Origin of the sequence: Sulfitobacter aestuarii, from assembly GCF_042685005.1 — a bacterium.
In the GTDB taxonomy this organism is placed as follows: domain Bacteria; phylum Pseudomonadota; class Alphaproteobacteria; order Rhodobacterales; family Rhodobacteraceae; genus Sulfitobacter; species Sulfitobacter aestuarii.
Genome location: NZ_JBHUMP010000015.1, coordinates 57,881 through 79,000, shown reverse-complemented (window position 1 = coordinate 79,000; position 21,120 = coordinate 57,881). Strand labels below are relative to the sequence as shown.

The window sequence follows — 21,120 nt, the reverse complement described above, 5'->3', positions numbered from 1 at the left end:
TTATCGATGCCGTGATAACTTGGGTCGACGGGGCCGATCCCATTCACCGGGCGAAGCGTCTTCGCTATCAGAATGGCGCTGACATTCATTTCGACGCAGTCGCTTCCACCCGCTTTGCGAGCTCCGGCGAAATCCGCTTCGCCGTTCTGTCGATCTTGCAATTTTGTCCGTTTATCGATCGCATCCATATTGTTACGGACGATCAGTATCCCACAATCCTGCGGCCCATCATCAATGATCCTGCATACCGGGATCGCATTCGAGTGGTCAATCACCGCAGTATTTATGGCGAGCATGCCGATTTGCTGCCAGTCTTCTCCTCACGATCGATCGAAACCATGATCCATAGGATACCGGATCTCGCGCCCAGATTTATCTATTTGAATGACGATATCTTCATCGGTCGCCCGCTGGATGAGACTTATTTTTTCGAGGGTGACCGGGCAGTTTTGCGTGGCAGAATGCGGCGCTTTCCGAATCCCATGATGGCGAAGCTGAAACGCTGGATTGGCCGCGACCGCCCCGGTTATGGTGCCGCGCAACGGGCGGCTGCGCGGCTGGCAGGTTCAACATCGGTTTATTTTCTGGCGGAACACCAACCACATCCGATGCACCGCGACACCCTTGCGCGGTTCTATGAGCAAGATCCAGAGGCCCTGCGGCGGCAGGCCGGTCACAGGTTCAGATCGGCTGAGCAGATCTCTCCGACCGGGCTGTCCAACCATCTTGAGATTGCGAATGGAGCAAAGGTGGCGCCCGCGACTGACGTCGGCTACATCCGGCCTGGACGTCCCAGTGGCGAAGCGTTGGCGGACGTCATGAAGAGGCTGAACTCCGGCGCATATGCATCGTTCTGTGTGCAAAGCCTCGATGTCATGTCTGAAAGCGACTGTGCCCTGGTGCTTTCAGGGTTGGAGCGTTACTATGCCTCAACCTGATCCCGTAATAGTTACATAAGAGCGCGATATGACGTCGGCGTCCGATGACTCGTCATGAAGTGTAGCGAAGCGATTAGATGACACAATATTTTGTCAGACAAAACTGAAGGAATATAGTTGGATAGTAGGTCTGTTCTGATTGCCGTGTTCACATACAGGAAACCGCTTAGAGATTGCCTTAATTCTTATGTCCGATACGGACAGCCGACCGCAATCCACCCTTCCCTATTTTCGAGACTACCTGCACCCTGAAAATATGGGGATAACTCGAATCTGTTATAATCTACTACGGACGCACGGCTCTTCAGATAGCTGGCCCTGCCTCGAGATACCGGCGCGTGTTTCGTCCGAGCGTCACCAGGGGTATGTCGGGCTTGGCCAGCCGCGCGCGCAGGAGATTCTTCTCTGAAAGAGGATCATGTGCGCCCCGTGCGTCCACCCAAGTCTGTGCATCTCCCGCAGTCCTGATGGCATCGTTGTAACCTGGCGCATAGCGTGTCTCGAAGAAGGTGAAACCATGGATGGCCAGCTCGCTGACCGGACTGGCCAGAAAGAACATTATGGCGCAGAGGCCGATCGTTGGCTTGCGGTCAGACAAATCCTCCCGCAGCCCTTGCATCATCTCAATGGGCAGGATCTTCAGGGGCGGTCCGCCTTCCCGTTGAAGTGAAGCGCGCTTCTTCCAATATTGCTTGCGCCCCCAATGGGGAAAAACCACGGTGTCGACACCGTGCCGCATCAGGAACTCTCCCGGAATTTCTCCGGCGCTACGATGTCCGGTTTCGCGCAGGTTGTGAAACAGCAGGTCGGTGCGCTGTCCGAACAGCTCCGGGCGGGAAGCGGCAAGGCTGATCCCGTTGTTCAAGCGGACGACGACATCGAATTCGTCCACCTCTGTGCCATTGAGATCATCAGCAAGCGTCTCCGCCGGGCCAATGACAATAACGCGGCGATCGGCGTATTCCTGCGGTTCCAGAATATCTGGACGCCCGGGCATCCAAGGCGCCAGCAAAATGCGGTCTCGCATGGATCGCTTCGAGCGTTCTAAGGAATTCAGCCAGTTCACCGGGGGTGAGTCTCCACCAAAGTGTCGAACATCTTCTGATGGGCTGCAGTGGCCGACGTGCGATAGCGTGCAAGGGCCACTCGCTCGGCATCTGAAAAGGGGGAGATGTTGTGCAGGCTTCGCGTGAATTCTGGATCTTCCAGAGCCGCCGGTGTCACGAGCCGCTCGGTATTGCCGAATACATCCGTCAGGACCGCCTCAATCTTGCGGGTATTCGAGGCGACAGCAAGGAAAGGCGTATCTGTAAGTATGGCCAGAAGGACGCTGTGGAACCTGCCTGTCACGATAAGCTCGCTCGCCGACAGGCGCTGCGCAAATGCGCGGGGGTCCGAACGAGGTCGCCAATGCCGGATCAGAGGCCCCCGGCGGAGCAGGCGTCTGCCGCGCTTGTAGAAGAATTCCCGGACCGTTGTACGGGGTTTCATCCTTTCGTGTCGTGCGCCGGCCTCGGCCGCGAACAACCGCAGGCTTTGCGCCGACTCCTTCAATACGCTGTCCGTGACCATAACGCCGGATCGTGTCGGCGGCGCGTTTGGGGGTGAGAGGCCGAGCGACAGGTCGGGCGCCAAACGGGCGCTGATGCCATTGGCGGCCAGATAATCTAGGCTCTCGGACTCGCGAACGTGGATGCTGGTGAAGCCCCGGAGCGCATCAAGAGCCAACGGGTCGAGATCCGCGATCGATGCATTGATCAGATGCGCTGGCAGTCCCCGGTCGCGTGCATAGGGCGCGATGTCGAGCAGGTCACGGGTCCGCTTGCGCTCGAGCGAATGATGGATGGTACCTTCGCCGTTGACGATGATCATGTCCGGACGAAACTTCTCGAGCCGTGCAAGATGTCCGTGCCAGTCTTCGGCTACTGGCCAGAGATATGCGGGTTTCACGTCTCTGACCGCCAGTTCGCGGATAAGCGTATCCATCACTGCGGTGCAGCCGTAATGCCCCGTGACGGAAGTATCGTTGAAAATGCCGACCGTTAGCATTCTGCTCTCCTTTGCCCATGCTGTTTGACGCATCCACTTGGCCATCGCAACGCCTTACATCCAAGGATTCACGCGACAATCCGCTTGCAAGGGCTTTTCAGGGCTCATCCGCAGCGGTGCAGACACCACAGTCGCGCCCCGGGGCGCTGCGCGAGGCGGGGCACGAGGGGAAGGTAAACACTACCCTGACCAGCCGCGACTACCGAACCAATTGCGTATTCGGAGTAGCGGTCCGGGGGGCGGAAATCTGAGCACACTCACCGAAGCCTTGAAATCGTTCGTCTCTCAGACGTTTCTTGGGCGAAAGTCCTGCCCACTGCGAAGACACGAACTCAAGCTTCGGCTTCAGCTTTCGAGGCGAACCAATCGAACGCGGCCTGAGTCGACGGCCCGCGCCTCGGCCCGCGCTCTGCCAGCAAGTAGAAATCCTGCTCTCCTGAGAGGGCCGCGGGGTGGATTTGCACGAGGCGCTTTTCAGCGATGTCGTGACGCACGAGAAAGCTGCTGACGAGGGCCGCGCCCTGGCCTGATAGGGCGGCGTCAAGCGCCAGAGCCGTCTGGCTCAACCGCAGGCCATGCCTGCTCCGATCCGCGACGTTGAGCTGCTTGAGAAATGCGGGCCAAAGATCATGTGCATCATGCAGTTTCGGCAGGTGCGACAGCGCTTCCGGGTCGATCGGCAAGCGGTGACCGGCAACCAGCGAGGGGGCCGCGACCGCGATGACCTCCTGCCGGAAAAGTCGTACGACCTTCAATGCCGCGCCGAAGGGCGGTTTGCCTTGGCGGATGGCCAGATCGATCCCGTCCCCGTGAAAACTGGACATTCTTTCGGTAGCGAGGATACGCAGATCGGCATTCGGGCATGCGGCCGAGAAATCCGGCAGGTTCGGGATCAGCCACTTCGCGGCGAAGGTCGGGGTCACGCTAACCAGCACCTTGTCCGGTTCCGGGCGTAGGGTTTCGGTGGCGGCGCGCAGTTCGTCGAAGGCCGTGGTGACACGGGCGTGATAGCCGCGTCCGGTCGTAGTGAACGCCAGCCCTTTCGGCAACCTGTCGAACAGCGGCATTCCCAGATGCGCTTCGAGCTGGCGCACCTGCTGCGCGACTGCCCCCTGCGTCACCCCCATCTCATCGGCGGCTGCCCGGAAGTTGAGATGACGGCCTGCCGCTTCAAAAGCACGCAATCCATTGAGGGACGGAAGTGGGGACATGATGGAATAGTATTCCTACTATCACGCAACGTCAATTCTGGCGCGAAAAACCATCGTGGCATTCTAAAATAAGACCCAGAACAACGATGGAGCATACGATGTCAGTAGAAAAGGTAGCACTGGTCACCGCTGGCGGCAGTGGCATGGGGGCCGATGCGGCCCGCCGGTTGGCAGCAGATGGGTTCCGGGTCGGCATCCTGTCATCGTCCGGCAGGGGCGAGGCGCTTGGCGAGGAGCTGGGCGGTTTCGGCGTTACCGGGTCGAACCGAGAGGCGGACGATCTTGCCGCATTGGTGGAAAGCGCGCAGGATCGCTGGGGCCGGGTGGATGTGCTGGTCAACTCGGCCGGTCATGGCCCGAAAGGCCCCGTGCTGGAAATTTCGGATGAGGACTGGCATGCAGGGATGGAGGTCTACCTGCTGAACGTCATCCGGCCAATGCGGTTGGTCACGCCACTCATGCAGGCGCAGGGCGGCGGTGCGATCATCAACATCTCGACCTTCGCGGCCTTCGAGCCCGATCCGCTTTTCCCGACCTCTGGGGTGTTCCGGGCGGGCCTGGCCGCGTTCACGAAGCTTTACGCCGACAAATACGCGGACGAGAATATCCGCGTGAACAACGTCCTTCCGGGGTTCATCGACAGCCTGCCGGAAACCGAGGATCGCCGCCTGCGCATCCCGATGGGGCGCTACGGACACGCGGACGAGGTGTCGTCCCTGATCTCGTGGCTGGCCTCCGAAGGGGCCGCCTACATGACCGGCCAGAACCTGAGGATCGACGGAGGGCTGACCCGTGCCGTCTGATATCACAGTAACTGCCTCAGGGGCGAAGGGTATCGCCTTCCAGGTCAAGTGGGCGGCATCTGTCATCCAGATCATGGGCTACACAGCAACGGCCTTTGGCTGGACGCCGTGGAACCTCTACCTGTTCCTTGTCGGCGTCCTTGGTTGGTTCGCCGTCGGCGTGCTGTGGAACGACAGAGCGATCATGCTGATTCACTTCGTCGCCCTCGGGGCCATGCTCGCCGGGATGAGCAGCAGCTGACCTGAGGTTCTGGCAATCTCTGACAAAATCAGGCGTTTCGGTCCCCGGCGGAATTGGTGGATTGTGACTTCATGAAAATACGCATTGCGGACCGATGCCTTTGGCTTGCTAGTTATTTGGCCGCTGATAAGCCTCTATTTTGTTCGCGACGATTTCATAGCCGCTATCGCCAATCCCAGTCGATTGCGGCCGCGCGGCCATGTTTTCGATCACCCAAACCGCGTCCCGTAGACGGGCATTCGGCCTTGGTGTTTCGGTGGTCACGAAAACGAGCTGGTTCGGCAGCGGGGGCGGCACATGGATACAGACACCCGCGTAGGGAACGAGCATGAAGCCGTTCACTCCTTCTGCGCTCGAGGCAAGCGGAATGATAGACCCAGGCATCTTCACCGTCTTGCCGTCCGGCTCCATTTTCAGATTGACGCCATTCTCGTCGTAGACTGGATTCCAGGTGTCAGTTTGCTCGTCGCGATCACCATCCGCGATGATTTCCGAACAGGGTACCGTGTCGATACTGCGCTCGGCTGGCCTTGGGCCTACTTGCAAAAGGGTTGGCGAGCGTGTTGCAGGCCTTTCCAGCCGAATACGCGCCCGTCATCCTCAAGCATTTTGATATTTCGGAGAACCGTCTTGTTCAGGCAGCGATCCTATTTGGTTACGCCGACGTTGAGCATCCCGCCAACAGCCTTCGGACACCGCGCCCATTCGTCGAAGATGACGTCATGTTTTTGAGTATCATTATCACCTGACAGACTGCGTGCGTCTTGGAAATCTGGTACCCAGTATTGGTGCAAAAGATCTGCTGAGATCTGTGCTTAATCGATCTGGCTGACTTGGCGAAACCCGAGCCACGATTCCTCCACCGGAGCGCCCGTGCGGGAGACTGGCGCGGATGCACTCGCTTTCGGCAACGAATGTGTTCCGGATTACAGCGGAGAGGCATCCGGGCAGCCTGTTCTGCGAAAGAAGTTGCAGAGGGATCGGCTAACCCGTCAACGGGAATGTCGAAACATAACGATCTGATCTGCCCCGAACGAGCTCGGGGCAGATCCTCTCGCGGACGAATGCTGAAGCGTCAGCTGTCCTCCAGCTGGTCCATTGCCAGGGCGTCATCATTGCCTTCGCAGGCGGTTTTCAGAGCTTCGACTTCCGGATCGGCCATCGTGTCGCCGGTGTCGGACGTATCGGCGGTGGCCGATGTATCGGTGTCCGCAGAAGCCGACGTATCCGTGTCGGCAGTCGCCGATGTATCGGTGTCGGTTGATGTCATCGTGTCGCTATCCGAAGCAGTCGTATCGGATGTCGCGGCGGTATCCGTGTCAGAGGAAGCCGAGCTATCCATGGATGTCGCGGCTGAAGACTCGGCGGCCATTTTCGCGTCCTTGAGCGCTGTCAGCGCGTCAGATTGGTCTTCGGCAGCCATCGCAACGAAATCGCTGCAGGTGATTGTCTGGGGATCCATGTCCTGAGCGACAGCTGCGGATCCCAATGATGCGACGAAACCGGTCGCCACGAGCGTGGTTGAAAGGTACTTCATGTTTTCTCCTCCATTGGCTTCAAGCGCGGGATGCGCTGATCAGCTGAGGTTAAACCCGCGCTGCATTTTGCGGTTCCCGGGGAAGATGAAACCAGGACCGGACGCGCGGAAAATGGCCGAGTGGGCTTTCCGGCACTGCTTCTGAAGGGGTTGCTGTCCGCTGCCGAGGCGCGAGGCGTGTGACATCAGCGCAAAACTTCGCCTAACCCATCGGAAAACGGATCATCTGAGGGGACGCGCTTGTCATTCGATGCCGACATCCCCAGATGGTTTCTGAAACAAGGAGATTTGACTGATGCAATGCCCCATTGACGGAACCCAATTGGTGATGACGGATCGCTCCGGCGTTGAGATCGACTATTGCCCCCAATGCCGCGGCGTCTGGTTGGATCGGGGAGAGTTGGACAAGATCATCGAACGCAGTGTGGCGCCGCCGCCGCCCAGGGCACAAGAACGCTACGACGACGAAGACGACCATCATCGTGCGGCACATCGCGACGATTATCGCGGCAAACCCTACAAGAAAAAGCGGCGCGAGAGCTTCCTCAGCGATCTGTTCGACTTCTGACCTTGATCGGCGCCGGTCCGTGAACCGTGACTGGCGCATATTTCAGTTCGAAACAGATGGGCGGGCAGGTCAGCCCAGTCCGTGGACCCGCACATGGCGTCGAAACGTCTTCGTCAGATCGCTTTGCGTGCTCGCCCGCCAGATCATCTGCACTTCGTGTTCGGCGTCAGGTTCATCGATTTCGATGTAAGTCACATCCGCCATGGCGGAGCGGGACAGCGATCGAGGGACCAGCGATATTCCCATGCCCTGCGCAACCAAGGCGATGACGGTAAACCAATGCTGGATCCGATAGGGGGTGTAGGGCTCCACATCGGCCGCACGCAGAAGGCTGACGATCCGGTCGTGATAATGCGCGGCGAATTCCCGGGCGAAGACCAGCACTTTCTCGCCCGCCATTTCGGAAATGGAGATACGGCTGCGCCCGGCCAGACGATGCTGGCGCGGAACACAGCAGACCAGACGCTCCGTCTCGATACTGTGAAACGCCAGTTCCGGGGGCAGGGGAACGGCGTGGATGAACCCCACATCCACCGCACCCCGCAACAGGTTGTCGATCTGGCGATTGGTGTTCATCTCCTGCAGGTCGAGCTCCGCCGCAGGGTAGGTTTCCTCGAAATTTCGCAGGGTGCGGGGCAAATCCCGAAACAGCATTGAGGGCACGAAAGAGACGGTCAACGTGCCGGAAGCACCTTTCGACCTCTGCTCAGCCAGCGCGCGCGCGGCGTCAAGCTGCCCCAGAATGCGCGCGCAATGTTCGGCAAAGACCGCGCCTGCCGGGGTGAGCCGCACCCCCTTGCGCTCCCGATTGAGCAGCAGGAAGCCCAGGGTTTCTTCAAGCTGTTTCATGCTGACGCTGAGCGGCGGCTGGGAGATGTTCAGCCGCTTGGCCGCGCGTCCGAAATGCAATTCCTTGCTAAGCACCAGAAACTGCTGAAGTTGGCGAAACGTGATGGCCATGGCTGCCTCGCGATAGCATTTTTGCAATCGCACTATACAGGATCGGTATTGGATATCGAATGATCTTTGCCACAATCTGCGAAAAACCCTGTCGCATTGGAACGATCATTCATCCGCAAGAGGACCTGTCATGACCCCGCTTATCCACAAAAACATTCCCGACAGTGCCGGAATGAACGCCTTTGCCTCTGACAGCGCGTTGCAGGATCTGGCGTGGCTTTACATCGCCGAAAGCGATCAGCCGCGTGTCATGCCTGAACTGGATCGCATGGGCGAGCTGGTCGGAAGTCACCTCGAGGATCTCGCGCTGCGTGCGGACAAGAACCCCCCGGTGCTGCAGATCCGCGCCCGCAACGGCGCCGATCTGGAGCGGGTTCACAAACATCCATCCTATGTCGAGCTGGAGCGCTATGCCTTTGGTGAATTCGGTCTGGCCGCGATGTCGCACCGCAGCGGCGTGTTCGGGGCGGAGGGAAGATTGCCGCCGATGTGCAAATATGCGCTCGTCTATCTGTTCGTACAGGCCGAATTCGGCCTCTGCTGCCCGCTCTCTATGACCGATTCACTGACGAGAACGCTCGTCAAATTCGGCTCTCAGGAGCTGATCGACACTTATTTCGAGCAGCTGACCAGCCAGGACATGGATGAGTTGTTCCAAGGCGCGATGTTCATGACCGAACAGGTCGCAGGGTCGGATGTCGGAGCCATCGAGACGACGGCGAGGATGGTCGATGGCGAATGGAGGCTTTATGGGGACAAGTGGTTCTGCTCCAACCCCGATGCCGCGCTCGGCATGGTGCTCGCCCGTCCCGAAGGCGGTGCTGCGGGTACCGGCGGGCTTTCGCTGTTCCTGGTGCCGCGCACGCTTCCGGACGGCACCAAGAACAAGTACCGCATCCTGCGTTTGAAGGAAAAGATGGGCACCAAGTCCATGGCCAGCGGCGAAATCGCCATTGAGGGAGCCACGGCCTATTTGGTCGGCGATCCTGGTCAGGGCTTCAAGCAGATGACCGACATGATCAACATGTCACGTCTGGCCAACGGGGTTCGGTCGGCTGGCCTGATGCGGCGGGCGGTTTCCGAGGCGCTGTTCATCGCGAAGCACCGCACCGCCTTTGGCGCGCGCTTGATCGACCTGCCGCTGATGCGTCGGCAGTTGATGAAAATGCTGGTCACCGCCGAGCAGGGCCGTTCGATGGTGTTTCATACCGCGAAAGTGCTGCAGGCCGCGGATTCAGGCGATGCCGAAATGGCCAGGGTGCTGCGCATCCTGACCCCGTTGATAAAGTTCCGCACCTGTCGCGACGCCCGCAAGGTGGCCGGTGATGGCATGGAGGTGCGGGGCGGCTGCGGCTATATCGAAGAATGGTCGGATGCCCGCGTCCTGCGCGATTCACATCTCGGGTCGATCTGGGAAGGTACGAGCAACATCGTCGCGCTCGATGTCGCCCGCGCCGTGCGCCGGGCGGGGGCGCTGGAGGCGCTCAGGGCCTATGTGGGTCAATTGCTGGCAGAGGCGGGCGACAGGGGAGGCGAAACCGCAGAGATCGCAGCCTTGTTTGCGCGCGCCACCGAACTTCTGAACACGGTTGCGCATGATCGCGCCCTTGAATCCGAAGTGCGCGCGGCGGCCACGGCGGTCTATAACGCCACCTCGGCGGCGATCATGCTGTGGGAGGATGCACAGCTGGCCGGGCGTTCCGGGTATTGCGGCGATCGCAAGACACTCGCCCAGGCGGTAGCCGCGCACAAGTTGCGCGCGCGCGACCCGCTGGACATGACCGCGGCCGAAGGGCAATCCGATGAGGAGATCGCGGCTCTGCTGGATCGTGCCCTTGTTGCCGATGAAAGCGCCGTGGACCGGGTGGCAGCACAATGAGCGGCGCCAACACAGGGGCGCTGAAAGGTCTGAAGGTCATCGACCTGTCGCGTGTACTGGGCGGTCCCTTCGCAGGGCAGATCCTGGGCGACCACGGCGCCGATGTGATCAAGATCGAACCTCCGACGGGAGATGAAACCCGCGAATGGGGCTCGCCCTTCCAGGAAGAAACGGCGTCCTACTTCATCGGTATCAACCGAAACAAGCGCGCCCTGGCACTCGATCTGCGGCAGGAGGCCGGGCGCGACGTGTTGATGCGCCTGTTGGCCGACGCGGATGTATTGCTGGAGAATTTCAAGACCGGCACTCTGGAAAAATGGGGCATCGGTTATGACAGGCTTTCGGAGCGCTTCCCGCGGTTGATCCACTGCCGGGTCAGCGGCTTCGGCGCCGACGGTCCGCTCGGGGGCATGCCCGGATATGATGCCATCCTGCAGGCCATGGGCGGTATCATGAGCGTGAACGGCACGCCGGAGAGCGGCCCCACCCGTGTCGGCCTGCCTGTCGTGGACATGGTGACGGGGCTGAACGCCGTTCAGGGCATCCTGCTGGCGTTGCATCACCGGCAGACTTCAGGCGCAGGCCAGTTTGTCGAGGCGGCGCTGTTCGACAGCGCGCTGTCGCTTCTGCATCCCCATGCCGCCAATTATGCATTGTCGGGGAACCTGCCGAGGCGGACGGGCAATGATCATCCCAATATCTCGCCCTATTCCACCTATGCCACCGGCGGGCGCCCGATCTACCTTTCCATCGGGAACGACAGGCAGTTCAGCCGCCTGTGCGACCTGATCGGTGCGCCCCAGATCGCCGCCGATCCGCGCTTTGTCTCCAACGGCGCGCGGGTGACCAACCGCGCAGAGCTGCGCATGGTATTGGAGACCGCGCTGGCCGGATACGACGGCGCAGAGCTCGCGGAGACATTGATAGCCGCGGGCGTGCCGGCCGGCCCGGTTCTGGATGTCGGCGAAGCCCTGGCGCATCCTCATGCGGCGCACCGCGAGATGACCGTCAGCATGGGCGAGTATCGCGGTCTGGGCGCACCGATCAAGGCCACGGCTACGCCTGCAAGCTTTCGCCGCAAGCCCCCGCGTTTCGCCGAACACAGGGCCGAGATCCTGGCCGAAGCCGGGTTCAGCGCCGATGAAATCGCGCATCTGACAGATGAAGGGATCACACCTGACAAACGCCGCATCTGACGCGGCGCAAATTCGACAATCCGTATTCACCATCCCAGGGAGGACCGTAAATGACCTATAAACTCAGCTCCGCAATCGGCGGTGCAGCCATCGCCATTGCCGCCGCTTTGCCTGCTTCGGCACAGGAAGCCGACTTGCCCCGCTCCATGCTCTGGTCCACCTATGATGTGGGCTCGAGCGGGTATGTCGAGGCATCCGCCATCGCCGATGCTTTCGGCAAGGAATTCGACACCCGGGTGCGCATCATGCCCTCGGGCACCTCCATCGGCCGTCTTCTGCCTCTCAAGACCGGGCGCGTGCAATATGGCTGGCTTGCCAATGAAGTCTATTTCGCGACCGAGGCGCTCTATGATTTCGAAGCCCAGGAATGGGGCCCTCAAGACCTGCGTGTCGTCGCCGGACGCCCCTCCACCTTCGGCATGGCCATCGCCACGGACAGCGGCATCAAGTCCATCGCGGATATCCGTGGCAAGCGGGTTCCGCGGATCAAGGCGAACCCGTCCATCAACATCAAGGTCGAGGCGATGTTGGCCTTCGCCGGTCTGACCTGGGAGGATGTCGAGGTCGTCGAAGTTCCCTCCTATGGCGCGGCCCTCAGAGCCGTCGTCGATGGTCAGGCCGATGTGGCCGGCACCACGCCGACCGCGGCCACGCTCTACGAACTCGAGGGATCATCGCGCGGGCTGAGCTGGGCTCGCTTGCCCAAGGACAATGCCGAAGGCTGGGAGGCTATTTCAAAGGTTGCGAGCTTCTTCGCGCCCGCTACCGCAACAGGCGGTGCGGGTATTTCCGAAGACAAGCCTGCAGAGATTTTCGCCGTTCGCTATCCGATGATCACCGTCTATGCCGAGACCGAGGAACAAGAGGTCTATAACTTCATCAAGGCGTTGGATGCGGCCTTTGGCATCTACAAGGACGCGACCCCGGCCATGCCCAGCTGGGCCTTGGCCGATGCGGGCACAACCCCTCAGGATGCGCCATTTCATCCCGGTGCGATCCGGTATCTGAAGGAGATCGGCGTCTGGACGGACGACGATCAGGCTTGGAACGATGCGCGTCTGGCACGAATGGACAAGGTGCAGGCGGCGTGGGAGCAGGCAACCGAAACGGCGATGGATCAGAACGTTTCTTCCAAGGATTGGCCTGCCTTCTGGGCCGAGAAACGCGATGAAATGCTGAACTGATCGTCTCGTATCTGCCCCCCGTGCCTGTTTTCGCGCACGGGGGGATGTCATCAACGCCGGAGGTATTCGAAATGTCAGGGCCTAGCGACACAGCACAGCCCCGCCCGCGCCGCGCTGCACGCCTAGCCGTAGGTGCCCTTGGGGCAATCGGCCTGACCGCGATTGTTCTTCAGACCTTCAATATCGCGCTGTTCGGTGTCTTCCCGCTTCTTTCCAATCGTTATTATTACCTGTTGATCGCGATCTTCCTCGCCGCCGCTTTCTTGCTGCTGCCCGCGCGCCCGGCCAATCGCGACGCGCCGCCGAGCGTGCTTGACTGGGGTCTTTCGGCATCGGCCTTGGCGGCGGGGGGCTATCTTGCGGTAAACGCGGAACGGATACTCGCCCAGGGCTGGGATGTGGTGGCACCGATCCTGCCCGCCGCGGTCTCCATCGGCATGGTGATCTTGGCCCTAGAGGCCCTGCGCCGGTCGGGCGGGCTTCTTCTGCTGGTGATCTGCAGCTTCTTCGCCGCCTATCCGCTGTTTGCCGAATATATGCCCGGCTTCCTCTGGGGGCCGTCCCTGAACGTGACGGAAACGGCGGCGGCGCATGTCATGGGCATGGAAAGCCTGATCGGGATACCGCTCAGGGTAGTGGCCGACACTCTGGTCGGTTTCATCATCTTCGGTGCTGTGCTGAACGCGATCGGTGGCGCGCGGTTCTTCATGGAATTGTCGATGGCGTTGATGGGCAGACGCCGGGGCGGGGCGGCCAAGGTCGCGATCATATCCAGCGCGCTGTTCGGCTCGCTGTCGGGCTCCGTCATCTCCAATGTCCTCTCCACGGGGCGGATGACGATCACCTCGATGAAGAGCTCCGGCTATCCCGCCCGCTATGCCGGCGCGGTGGAGGCCTGCGCCTCCACCGGCGGGACGTTGATGCCGCCGGTGATGGGCGCTGTCGCCTTCATCATGGCGTCCTTCCTCGACATGCCCTACACCACCATCGTCGTGGCCGCGATCGTACCGTCGGCGCTCTATTACCTGGCACTCTTGCTGCAGGTGGACCTGTTCGCCGCCCGAAACGATATTGGCGCGCCCGACTCTCAGGATATTCCGGGCCTGGGGACCGTTGTTGGGCAGGGTTGGCATCATCTGGTCTCGCTGATTGCCCTAGTCGTGCTGCTGTTTCTGGTCAGCCCTGCGCACGCGGCCTATTATGCCACGGCGCTAATGCTGCTCGTCTCGCTGATGCGCTACCGGCAGGTTCCGGGGCTGGATGGCGCGCAGAAACTGGTGGAAGGCGTCACCCGCGACATCGCCTATCTCATCGCCACCCTCTGCGGCATCGGGCTCGTCGTCGGCTCCCTGGCGATCACCGGCGTGGGCGGTGCGTTCTCGCGCGAACTGGTTCAATATGGCGGGCAGAGCACCTTGCTGCTGCTGTGTCTGGGCGCGATCACCAGCTTCGTCCTGGGCATGGGGATGACCGTGTCGGCCTGCTACATTTTCCTGGCGACAGTTCTGGCACCGGCGCTGGTAAAACTGGGATTGTCGCCGATCGGATCGCACCTGTTTGTGCTCTACTGGGGCATGTTGTCGTATATCACGCCGCCGGTTGCGCTGGCATCCATTACGGCGGCGCAGATCTCCGGCGCGAACGGGATGGCCACGGGCTTTACCTCCATGCGACTGGGGGCCGCGCTGTTCATCCTGCCTTTCGTATTCGTCTATGAGCCCGCATTGTTGCTTCAGGGCGGAGACATCATGCAGATGGTATTGTCCATCGGCACCGCCATAGCGGCGCTGACCGCCCTGTCCTGCGCGCTCGAGGGGTATTTCTACGGTGTTGGCCGGATTGGCCCGATCGAGCGGTTGATCGTCGGGTTCGGGTCAATCGGCCTGATGGTGCCGGACCGGGCATTCGAACTGGCGGGGCTTATCATTATCCTGGTTGGGGTTGGCATCGCCTGGTCGCGCCATCGCTCGGTTGTCCCGGCCACTGGTTGGACCAAACGCCGCCAGGAATGAAATGTTCACGTCCTCGATCTGGCCCCCTGGCGTAGCACATGGCTGGCCGGGTGGTGTCGGCGGAAACGCAAAGGCCTGGCCGTCCTGTCGGTCGGCCAGTAAAGTTTGCTCATGTCACCGCTCCGCCTTCCGCGCTTTGGATCACGTGGCGCATCGAATACGAAGCCTTTTTACACTAGCCCTCGGTCAGCGCGCTGACATCGACGATATAAAGCTGGCGCTCGCCTTCATGCACTGAATCCACGCAGACGGCATTGCCCTGCGGGTGCCAGCGCGGATGCAGGTCACAGCGGTTTTCCTTGCCGAGATCAGGATCGGTTTGGAGCTCAGCCACATCATAGCGCACGCCGCTTTCGAGATGGTAGAGGAACAGGATACGGATATTGGTCTCCTTGTCCGGGTAGGTATCGGAGACCATCCATTTGCCATCCGGCGAATAGGTCATGTGGCCGTTCTCGGTCAGCACATCCGCCCCGACAACCTCGGCCTTGCCGCTGTCGATGTCATAGAGTTGGTAATGGATCTCGCCCTTGTTCGGCCCCCAGACCATGATATGCCGGTCATCGCGCCAGATCGGATGGGAGATCTGATACTCGGATTTCTCATAGTCAAACGTGTCGAGCCGATCCGGATCATGTGCCTCGTCGAGATGCGGGATGGGGTGATCGGTGCATTCCAGCAGGGTGAGGGCGCTGCCGTCCGGTGCCATGCTGTAAAGCCGGTGCAGGAAACAGGTCTCGTCCTCGACTCTGCGGGTCCAGCGGTGGATGAACAGCACCCGGTCGGAGCCGGGGTTGATCTCCAGATGGGTGACCCAGTGGATCGCGCCTTCCATGGAGGCGACGGGCTCGTTTCGGGTGAGGGCGTGCAGGCTCAGCACCAGCTCGCTTTTTCCGGTGTGCATGTCCATCCGGAAGATGCCGTCCTCCGTCGGCGCCAGCGGCAGGTCATCGGCGCTGGTATCGTCGGTATAGCCGATGGTGGGGTGGGTGATGTTGAAGCGCCGGTAATCGACGCAGATCGCGAAGCTGCCGTCCGGGGAGACGGAATAGACCGGATCGTGCAGCATCTGCACTTCGCCGCCGGGAATCTCGGTGATCGCGGCGGCCAGTCCGGGGTATTGCCCGCCCGCTTTCGGGGAGCGCACGTTGTAGACGACGCGCTGACCGGCCGTTTCGGGCAGCCATTGCAACTGGCAGCCCATCTGCCAGTTCCAGGCGGTTGTGGTGCCGAGCGGATAGAAACGGTCGCCATCGGTGAGGTCGAAATAGCCGACCGTGGCTCCGTCCTCGGGCTGCAGATCGCGGGTCAGCCAGGGCACGCGGACGGCGAGAAGCTTCTCCCCGGCCGGGTCCCAGATGCTCTTGTTGTAATAGCCGAAGAAATGATGGGCCGTCCCGTCCCCGACCTTGCGGATGGGACAGGGGGCGGATTTGATCGCGGACATGGAGGTCTCCGAAATGGTAGGGAAGAGGAAGAATTACTCGAGCATCTTGGAATTCTGGCGGTGCTGGTTGATGCCATGGACAATCGCGATGATGCAGAGCAGCAGGATGATCAGCGACACCGGACGCGTCAGGATCTGCATGCCGAAGGCCGCAAGATCACCGCGCACCAGTGCCAGCGACCGGGCCAGCTCGCCCTCGGCCAATGTGCCGAGCACCAGCCCCAGCACCAGCGGCGCGCGCGGCACGGCCAGCGCGGCCATGCCCCAGCCCAGCCCGCCGATCGCCAGCATGATCCAGATGTCATCGAGCGAGGCGCGCAGCGAATAAGCGCCGATCACCGCCAGCGTCAGAATGATCGGGGCGAGGATCCCGGCAGGCACCTGCACGATGCGCAGGCCGTAGCGCGCCAGCAGCAGGCCGATCGGAACGAAGAGCAGGTTGGACAGGAACAGGCTGAAGATGAACCCATAGGTGACATCGGCATTGGTGGTGAACAATTCGGGTCCGGGGCGCAGGCCATGGATCATGATGCCGCCGAGCAGGACCGCAGTCACCGGATTGCCCGGAATGCCGAGCGTGAGCAGCGGGATCAACGTGCCACCGGTCACGGCGTTGTTGCCGGTCTCGCTGGCAATCAGCCCTTCCGATGAGCCCTTGCCGAACGCTTCCGGGGTTTTCGAGCCGCGCTTGGCGGCATCATAGGCCAGGAAGCCGCCGACGCTGCAGCCGACACCGGGCACGATGCCGACGACGATTCCGATCAGGCTGGCGCGCAGCACGTTGTATTTCTGCGCCGCGAGTTCGCGCAGGCTCTCCCAGTGGCTGGTCCTGTCGACGCCACGGGCGCTGTCCCGGGAGCTCTTGGCGCGCTCGATCAGGTCGATCACCTCGGGGATCGAATAGAGACCGATCAGCGCGACCACCAGCGGGATACCGTCATAAAGGCTCGGAACGCCGCCGGTGAAACGCATGGTGCCGGTCAGCGGATGCACGCCCACGGTGCTGAGGATCAGACCGAGCGCCCCGGCGATGAGACCCTTCTCCATCGCCCCTGCGGACATCGAGGCGATGACGGTGATCCCGAAGACCGCGAGCAGGAAATATTCCGGGGAGCCGAACCGCAGCGAGAATTCGGCGAGCTGTGGCGCCAGGAACAGCAGCGCGACGATACTGATCATGCCGCCGATGCAGGAGGCGAAGGTGGCCAGGGAAATGGCGCGGCCGGGCTTTCCCGACTTGGCCATCGGATGCCCGTCGAGCATGGTGGCAACCGAAGCCGAAGTGCCCGGAATGTTGAGCAGGATGGCGCTGATCGCGCCGGAATAGGTGGAGGCGCAATAGATCCCGCCAAGCATCGCCAGGCCGACTTGTGGTGGCAGCGAAAAGGTCACCGGGATCAGCAGGGCCACGCCCATGGTGCTGGTAAGTCCGGGCAGCGCCCCGATCACAACGCCCCCGACGACGCCCAGCAGAACCGCAAGCAACAGCGCGGGATCGGCCAGCGTCTGCAGGCCCAACAGAACGTTCTCAAACATCTTAAAGTCCTCTCGGGGGGCTTAGAAAAGGATCGCGTCAAGGCGCGGAACGCCGAGCAGTCCAAAGAAGATCAGGTTCATCAGCGCGGTGATCGCGGCGGCAAGCACCAGCGATTTCATCCAGCCCGCCGCGCCGAGCCAGCGGGTCAGCAGCAACAGGAATGCAAAGGTGGCGATCTCGTATCCGGCAAGGCGGAAGAGAAACACATAGGCGGCCACGCCGCCGAACACGGCCAGGAGCGCGCGCGGGTTGATCGACGCCGCGGCCTCGGGCATCCCGGCCGGGCGGAGCAGGACGCGCAGCCCGAAGAGCAGGGCCATCATTCCAATGAAGACGGCGAGACTGCGGGGGAAATAGGAAGAGCCGACTGGATAGCCGAACGCGGTGACGGCGATTGCCAGGGCCAGCGTCAGGGCCAGCGCGGCGAATATGAGATCACGGGTGCGGGTGGTCATTTCGGCTCTTCCTTGGTTCGATTACTTCATCAGGTCGATGTATTTGCCCAGGGCCGCATCCGCGTCCTCGAGATAGGCTTCGAATGCGGCAGCATCCATGTATTTCAGCGGCAGACCGGCGGTCTTCGCATGATCGATGAATTCCGGGTCGGCCATCACATCGGCAAAGGCCTGCTCGAGCCGCGCCTTGTGGGCATCGGAGATCCCGGCAGGGGCGGCGATGCCACGCAGCGAGGCGCCGACCGAGGGCACTGCCGTGTCAGCCGCTTCGCTGACCGTGGGCACATCCGGGAACAGCGGGCTGCGCTCGTCCGCAAAGACGCCGAGCAGACGCAGACGGCCGGAATCGACATGCGAGCTCGCCGCACTGGCCGAGGGCAGGGACGCGGCAAGCTCACCGCCCAGGGTCGCCTTGATCGCCGGGCCGGACCCGTCGAAGGCGATGAAATTGAAGTCAGTCTCCAGCGCATCTTCGGCAACGATCAGTTGCAGCTGGTTATTGGATTGCGGGCCGTCGGCACCGATGTTCAGGGCGCCGGGCTCGGCCTTCGCGGCTTCGAGCAGCTCCGCGAGACTTTGATAGGGGCTGTCCGCGTTGACCGCGACCACGACCGGATCGAGCTGGATATTGGCGATCGGGGCGAAATCGGCCATCTCATAGGGCACGTTTTCGCGCAGCTGCTTCACAAGTTGGATCGAAGGCACGTTGATGAAGCCGATCTCGTAGCCATCGGTCTTGGCCTTGGCGAGTGCGGAAAAGCCGATCTGACCGCCGGCCCCGGCCTTGTTCTCCACCACGAGCCGCTGGCCGAAATGTTTCTCGACGTATTTCGCGACGGTACGTGCGGCCGTGTCGGTGCCGCCGCCGGGCGAATAGGCAACGATCAACTTGACCGGTTTCTCGGGATATTCGGCAGCGGCAGGCATGGCAGTGGCCAGAGCGGCAAAACTCACCGCCATGGCGAGCTTGGTCAGGGGTCGTATCATCAGGCGTCTCCTCCTTGGTTGAACCCAGCCGGGGAGAGATCGTCTGCCTCTCCTCCGAATTGTTCGTTAATGTATACAAACGAGTGCAATGAAAAACAAGATTGGTTTTCGAGGGCGATTGCATTATCCACGGTCACACCCTGTGAAGGACGAAAACGCCTGATGACAAAGACTTCCTCCGCCAAGAATGCCGCCAGCAGCAATGAGGATACCGCGCCTTCACTGGCCGAAAATGTCTATCAGGTCCTGTCGCAATGGATCCGTGAGGGCGTCTACAACCCCGGAGACCGGATTCGCGAATCCGTGGTGTCCAAGGAACTTGGGGTCAGCCGCACCCCGGTTCGCGAGGCTCTGCGCCGACTTCAGTCGGAGCGACGGGTCAACATGGAGCCGCAGCGCGGCGCCGTGGTTGCCGAGCTCGATCGTCACGAGGTGGTGGAGCTTTACCAGCTGCGTCAGCAGCTTGAAGGTGTCGCCGCGCGATTTGCCGCGCAACATGCCTCTACGGCGGAGATCGCGCTGATGGAGAACATTCTCGAGCAGAGCGCCGAGGCCGCGGAGGATCCGCGGTTGCTGAACCAGATCAACTGGCAGTTTCACACGGCGCTTTATTCAGCCGCCCACAATCGTTTCCTGCTCCGCTCGATAGCCGCGATTTCCGACGAGATGGCGCTGCTCAAAGGGTTGAAATATATCCCTGAAGGCCGCGCCCCGGCGCTTCACCGCGAACATATGCGCATCCTCGACGCGATCCGCGCCCGCGACCCGGACGCGGCAGACGCGGCAGCGCAGGCGCATATCGAAATGTCCCTGCGCGTGCATTTGAGCGCGGAACAGGCTGGCCGATACCCGGAGTGAAGGGGGACCTGTCCCCAGCAGGCACGTCATCTATAACGAATTTTGCGGATTGCTTGAGATCATCATTCGCCCAGAAAGGAGCGTCGTTTTGAGGTTGAACCTCGATCAGTTACTGCGGATCGGAGCCGCATTTCGGCGTCACAGGCATGGCCGTTCATCCCTTCCAGCCGGTTGATACGTCCGTGCCGCTCGTCGGCCGATTTCTGGTAGGTAATCGCCATGGGGCAACTCAATCCTTCAAAGTGTGGTCATGGATCGCTTTCGCCAGAACGTCGATTGTATCGATGGTCGGGGTGTTGCCGGGCAGCACATGGGCGATCAGCGAAAACTCGGAGCAGGCAATCAGCAGCAGATCGGCGCCGCGGCCGATCAATTCCGCCGCGGCATCCTTGAAGATCCGGCGCGCTGTCGTGGTATCGCCGCAACGCTTGATGTCACGGATCGCGACGAGCATGGCGCTTTGGTCAGCAGGCCAGAGCGCGCCGATTCCAGCCTCATCGAGTGCCGGGGCAAAGACCCCGGCCTGCCGCACAGCGGGGGAGGCGAGGAGACCCAGACGCGCACCGCGCGGCAGGCTGAGCGCCGCCTCCGCCACGGACAGCCTGACCATGTTCAGCAGCGGAATTTGGACCGCAGCCTCGATCTCCAGAGCATGATGATGGGCGGTGTTGCACGGCATCGCCAAGGCGGTGGCGCCGATCTGCTCCAGTCGCCGCGCCATATCGGCCAGCACCGGTCCCGGGCTCTCACCCTGGCCCTCGACGAGATGCGCGATCCGCGACGGCACCTGCGGGTTCATGTCGATGAGCAACGGCAGATGATCGACATCATCGACCGCCTGCACCCGGTCCAGCAGCCGTTGTTGCAGCAGGATCGTGGCTGCGGGACCCATGCCGCCAAGAATGCCGACAACGCGGCCGCTCACGGTGCCACCTCGGGGCAGGCGCATGTCGAACAGGTAGGTAGGGATTGAGTCACTGTGGGGCAGCGTCTGGGGCGCCAGATAACCTGCCGCAGGTGCAGGATATCATTCTCGCTGCGCGGCTGCCCGGCTCCCTCGGCAGCAATCGGACCTGCCCGCACAAATACTTCCCCGAGCCCTTCCCCGAGTTCCTGGCCGCTTAAGGTGCAGATCCGGACGCTGAACCGCAGCTTTCGCCGCAACCTGTCGGCCATGCGCAGGATGTCCTGCTCCAGCGCCAGTTCGATTGGCACGAAGCCCGCTTCAACATGCACGATGGCGGCAATCTTCTGCATC

General features: G+C 61.4%; 23 protein-coding genes. 10 read left to right on the top strand and 13 right to left on the bottom strand.

Going from position 1 to position 21,120, the window contains the following annotated elements; genetic code table 11:
* Nucleotides 1–11: 11 nt before the first annotated feature.
* A complete protein-coding gene (locus tag ACFSUD_RS15505; RefSeq protein ID WP_386375417.1) occupies nt 12–938 on the top strand; it encodes a nitrate reductase in 927 nt (308 codons plus the stop codon).
* Between the two features lie 304 nt (nt 939–1,242).
* Here the strand turns inward: ACFSUD_RS15505 and ACFSUD_RS15500 are convergent, their stop codons facing one another.
* The 3 genes from ACFSUD_RS15500 to ACFSUD_RS15490 all read right to left on the bottom strand — a co-directional run bounded on the left by ACFSUD_RS15500 (nt 1,243) and on the right by ACFSUD_RS15490 (nt 4,198).
* Nucleotides 1,243–2,004: a hypothetical protein gene (locus ACFSUD_RS15500; protein ID WP_386375416.1), complete on the bottom strand. Its 762-nt coding sequence runs from the start codon at nt 2,002–2,004 to the stop codon at nt 1,243–1,245.
* A complete protein-coding gene (locus ACFSUD_RS15495) occupies nt 2,001–2,987 on the bottom strand; it encodes a polysaccharide pyruvyl transferase family protein (RefSeq protein WP_386375415.1) in 987 nt (328 codons plus the stop codon). Before ACFSUD_RS15495 ends, ACFSUD_RS15500 begins: the two co-directional genes overlap by 4 nt.
* Nucleotides 2,988–3,319: 332 nt before the next feature.
* A complete protein-coding gene (locus tag ACFSUD_RS15490; protein ID WP_386375414.1) occupies nt 3,320–4,198 on the bottom strand; it encodes a LysR substrate-binding domain-containing protein in 879 nt (292 codons plus the stop codon).
* Between the two features lie 98 nt (nt 4,199–4,296).
* Here ACFSUD_RS15490 and ACFSUD_RS15485 point away from each other — a divergent pair, with 98 nt between their 5' ends.
* Nucleotides 4,297–5,001, top strand: coding sequence for an SDR family oxidoreductase (locus ACFSUD_RS15485; protein WP_386375413.1), 705 nt, complete (start codon nt 4,297–4,299; stop codon nt 4,999–5,001).
* Nucleotides 4,991–5,242 (top strand): DUF6552 family protein, encoded by a 252-nt coding sequence (locus ACFSUD_RS15480; RefSeq protein WP_386375412.1) that lies wholly within the window; start codon nt 4,991–4,993, stop codon nt 5,240–5,242. The genes ACFSUD_RS15485 and ACFSUD_RS15480 overlap by 11 nt, the downstream gene beginning before the upstream one ends.
* Before the next feature lie 108 nt (nt 5,243–5,350).
* Here the strand turns inward: ACFSUD_RS15480 and ACFSUD_RS15475 are convergent, their stop codons facing one another.
* Nucleotides 5,351–5,788: a DUF3299 domain-containing protein gene (locus ACFSUD_RS15475; protein WP_386375411.1), complete on the bottom strand. Its 438-nt coding sequence runs from the start codon at nt 5,786–5,788 to the stop codon at nt 5,351–5,353.
* A 14-nt stretch (nt 5,789–5,802) separates the two neighbouring features.
* Here ACFSUD_RS15475 and ACFSUD_RS15470 point away from each other — a divergent pair, with 14 nt between their 5' ends.
* Nucleotides 5,803–5,991 (top strand): hypothetical protein, encoded by a 189-nt coding sequence (locus tag ACFSUD_RS15470; protein WP_386375410.1) that lies wholly within the window; start codon nt 5,803–5,805, stop codon nt 5,989–5,991.
* Between the two features lie 326 nt (nt 5,992–6,317).
* Here the strand turns inward: ACFSUD_RS15470 and ACFSUD_RS15465 are convergent, their stop codons facing one another.
* Nucleotides 6,318–6,779, bottom strand: coding sequence for a hypothetical protein (locus ACFSUD_RS15465; protein WP_386375409.1), 462 nt, complete (start codon nt 6,777–6,779; stop codon nt 6,318–6,320).
* A gap of 295 nt (nt 6,780–7,074) precedes the next feature.
* Here ACFSUD_RS15465 and ACFSUD_RS15460 point away from each other — a divergent pair, with 295 nt between their 5' ends.
* Complete coding sequence (locus tag ACFSUD_RS15460) at nt 7,075–7,347, top strand: TFIIB-type zinc ribbon-containing protein (protein WP_386375408.1); 273 nt, start codon at nt 7,075–7,077, stop codon at nt 7,345–7,347.
* Nucleotides 7,348–7,416: 69 nt separating this feature from the next.
* On the opposite strand, the gene ACFSUD_RS15455 is transcribed toward ACFSUD_RS15460, so the two are convergent.
* Nucleotides 7,417–8,307: a LysR family transcriptional regulator gene (locus ACFSUD_RS15455; RefSeq protein WP_386375407.1), complete on the bottom strand. Its 891-nt coding sequence runs from the start codon at nt 8,305–8,307 to the stop codon at nt 7,417–7,419.
* A 130-nt stretch (nt 8,308–8,437) separates the two neighbouring features.
* Between ACFSUD_RS15455 and ACFSUD_RS15450 the strand changes: the two genes are divergently transcribed.
* The 4 genes from ACFSUD_RS15450 to ACFSUD_RS15435 all read left to right on the top strand — a co-directional run bounded on the left by ACFSUD_RS15450 (nt 8,438) and on the right by ACFSUD_RS15435 (nt 14,578).
* Nucleotides 8,438–10,186 carry an acyl-CoA dehydrogenase family protein gene (locus tag ACFSUD_RS15450; protein WP_386375406.1) on the top strand — a complete coding sequence of 583 codons (1,749 nt, stop codon included), beginning with the start codon at nt 8,438–8,440 and terminating at the stop codon, nt 10,184–10,186.
* Complete coding sequence (locus ACFSUD_RS15445; protein WP_386375405.1) at nt 10,183–11,382, top strand: CaiB/BaiF CoA transferase family protein; 1,200 nt, start codon at nt 10,183–10,185, stop codon at nt 11,380–11,382. Before ACFSUD_RS15450 ends, ACFSUD_RS15445 begins: the two co-directional genes overlap by 4 nt.
* A 50-nt stretch (nt 11,383–11,432) precedes the next feature.
* Nucleotides 11,433–12,566, top strand: coding sequence for a TAXI family TRAP transporter solute-binding subunit (locus ACFSUD_RS15440; protein WP_386375404.1), 1,134 nt, complete (start codon nt 11,433–11,435; stop codon nt 12,564–12,566).
* A gap of 71 nt (nt 12,567–12,637) precedes the next feature.
* A complete protein-coding gene (locus tag ACFSUD_RS15435) occupies nt 12,638–14,578 on the top strand; it encodes a TRAP transporter permease (RefSeq protein WP_386375403.1) in 1,941 nt (646 codons plus the stop codon).
* Nucleotides 14,579–14,753: 175 nt separating this feature from the next.
* Here ACFSUD_RS15435 and ACFSUD_RS15430 read toward each other — a convergent pair whose 3' ends face one another.
* The 4 genes from ACFSUD_RS15430 to ACFSUD_RS15415 are packed head-to-tail and all read right to left on the bottom strand — an operon-like array spanning nt 14,754 to nt 19,004.
* Nucleotides 14,754–16,025, bottom strand: coding sequence for a hypothetical protein (locus tag ACFSUD_RS15430; protein WP_386375402.1), 1,272 nt, complete (start codon nt 16,023–16,025; stop codon nt 14,754–14,756).
* A 33-nt stretch (nt 16,026–16,058) separates the two neighbouring features.
* Nucleotides 16,059–17,561, bottom strand: a complete 1,503-nt coding sequence (locus tag ACFSUD_RS15425; protein ID WP_386375401.1) for a tripartite tricarboxylate transporter permease — start codon at nt 17,559–17,561, stop codon at nt 16,059–16,061.
* Between the two features lie 21 nt (nt 17,562–17,582).
* Nucleotides 17,583–18,017 (bottom strand): tripartite tricarboxylate transporter TctB family protein, encoded by a 435-nt coding sequence (locus ACFSUD_RS15420; protein WP_386375400.1) that lies wholly within the window; start codon nt 18,015–18,017, stop codon nt 17,583–17,585.
* A 21-nt stretch (nt 18,018–18,038) separates the two neighbouring features.
* Nucleotides 18,039–19,004, bottom strand: coding sequence for a tripartite tricarboxylate transporter substrate binding protein (locus ACFSUD_RS15415; protein WP_386375399.1), 966 nt, complete (start codon nt 19,002–19,004; stop codon nt 18,039–18,041).
* Between the two features lie 162 nt (nt 19,005–19,166).
* On the opposite strand from ACFSUD_RS15415, the gene ACFSUD_RS15410 reads away from it, so the two are divergent.
* Complete coding sequence (locus ACFSUD_RS15410; RefSeq protein ID WP_386375398.1) at nt 19,167–19,862, top strand: GntR family transcriptional regulator; 696 nt, start codon at nt 19,167–19,169, stop codon at nt 19,860–19,862.
* A 62-nt stretch (nt 19,863–19,924) separates the two neighbouring features.
* Here ACFSUD_RS15410 and ACFSUD_RS15405 read toward each other — a convergent pair whose 3' ends face one another.
* Genes ACFSUD_RS15405 through ACFSUD_RS15395 form a run of 3 tightly spaced genes read right to left on the bottom strand, consistent with a single transcriptional unit; the run spans nt 19,925 to nt 21,119 of the window.
* Complete coding sequence (locus ACFSUD_RS15405; protein WP_386375397.1) at nt 19,925–20,083, bottom strand: hypothetical protein; 159 nt, start codon at nt 20,081–20,083, stop codon at nt 19,925–19,927.
* An 8-nt stretch (nt 20,084–20,091) separates the two neighbouring features.
* Nucleotides 20,092–20,787 carry an aspartate/glutamate racemase family protein gene (locus tag ACFSUD_RS15400; RefSeq protein ID WP_386375396.1) on the bottom strand — a complete coding sequence of 232 codons (696 nt, stop codon included), beginning with the start codon at nt 20,785–20,787 and terminating at the stop codon, nt 20,092–20,094.
* Nucleotides 20,784–21,119, bottom strand: a complete 336-nt coding sequence (locus tag ACFSUD_RS15395) for a hypothetical protein (protein ID WP_386375395.1) — start codon at nt 21,117–21,119, stop codon at nt 20,784–20,786. The genes ACFSUD_RS15400 and ACFSUD_RS15395 overlap by 4 nt, the downstream gene beginning before the upstream one ends.
* Nucleotide 21,120 lies beyond the last annotated feature (1 nt).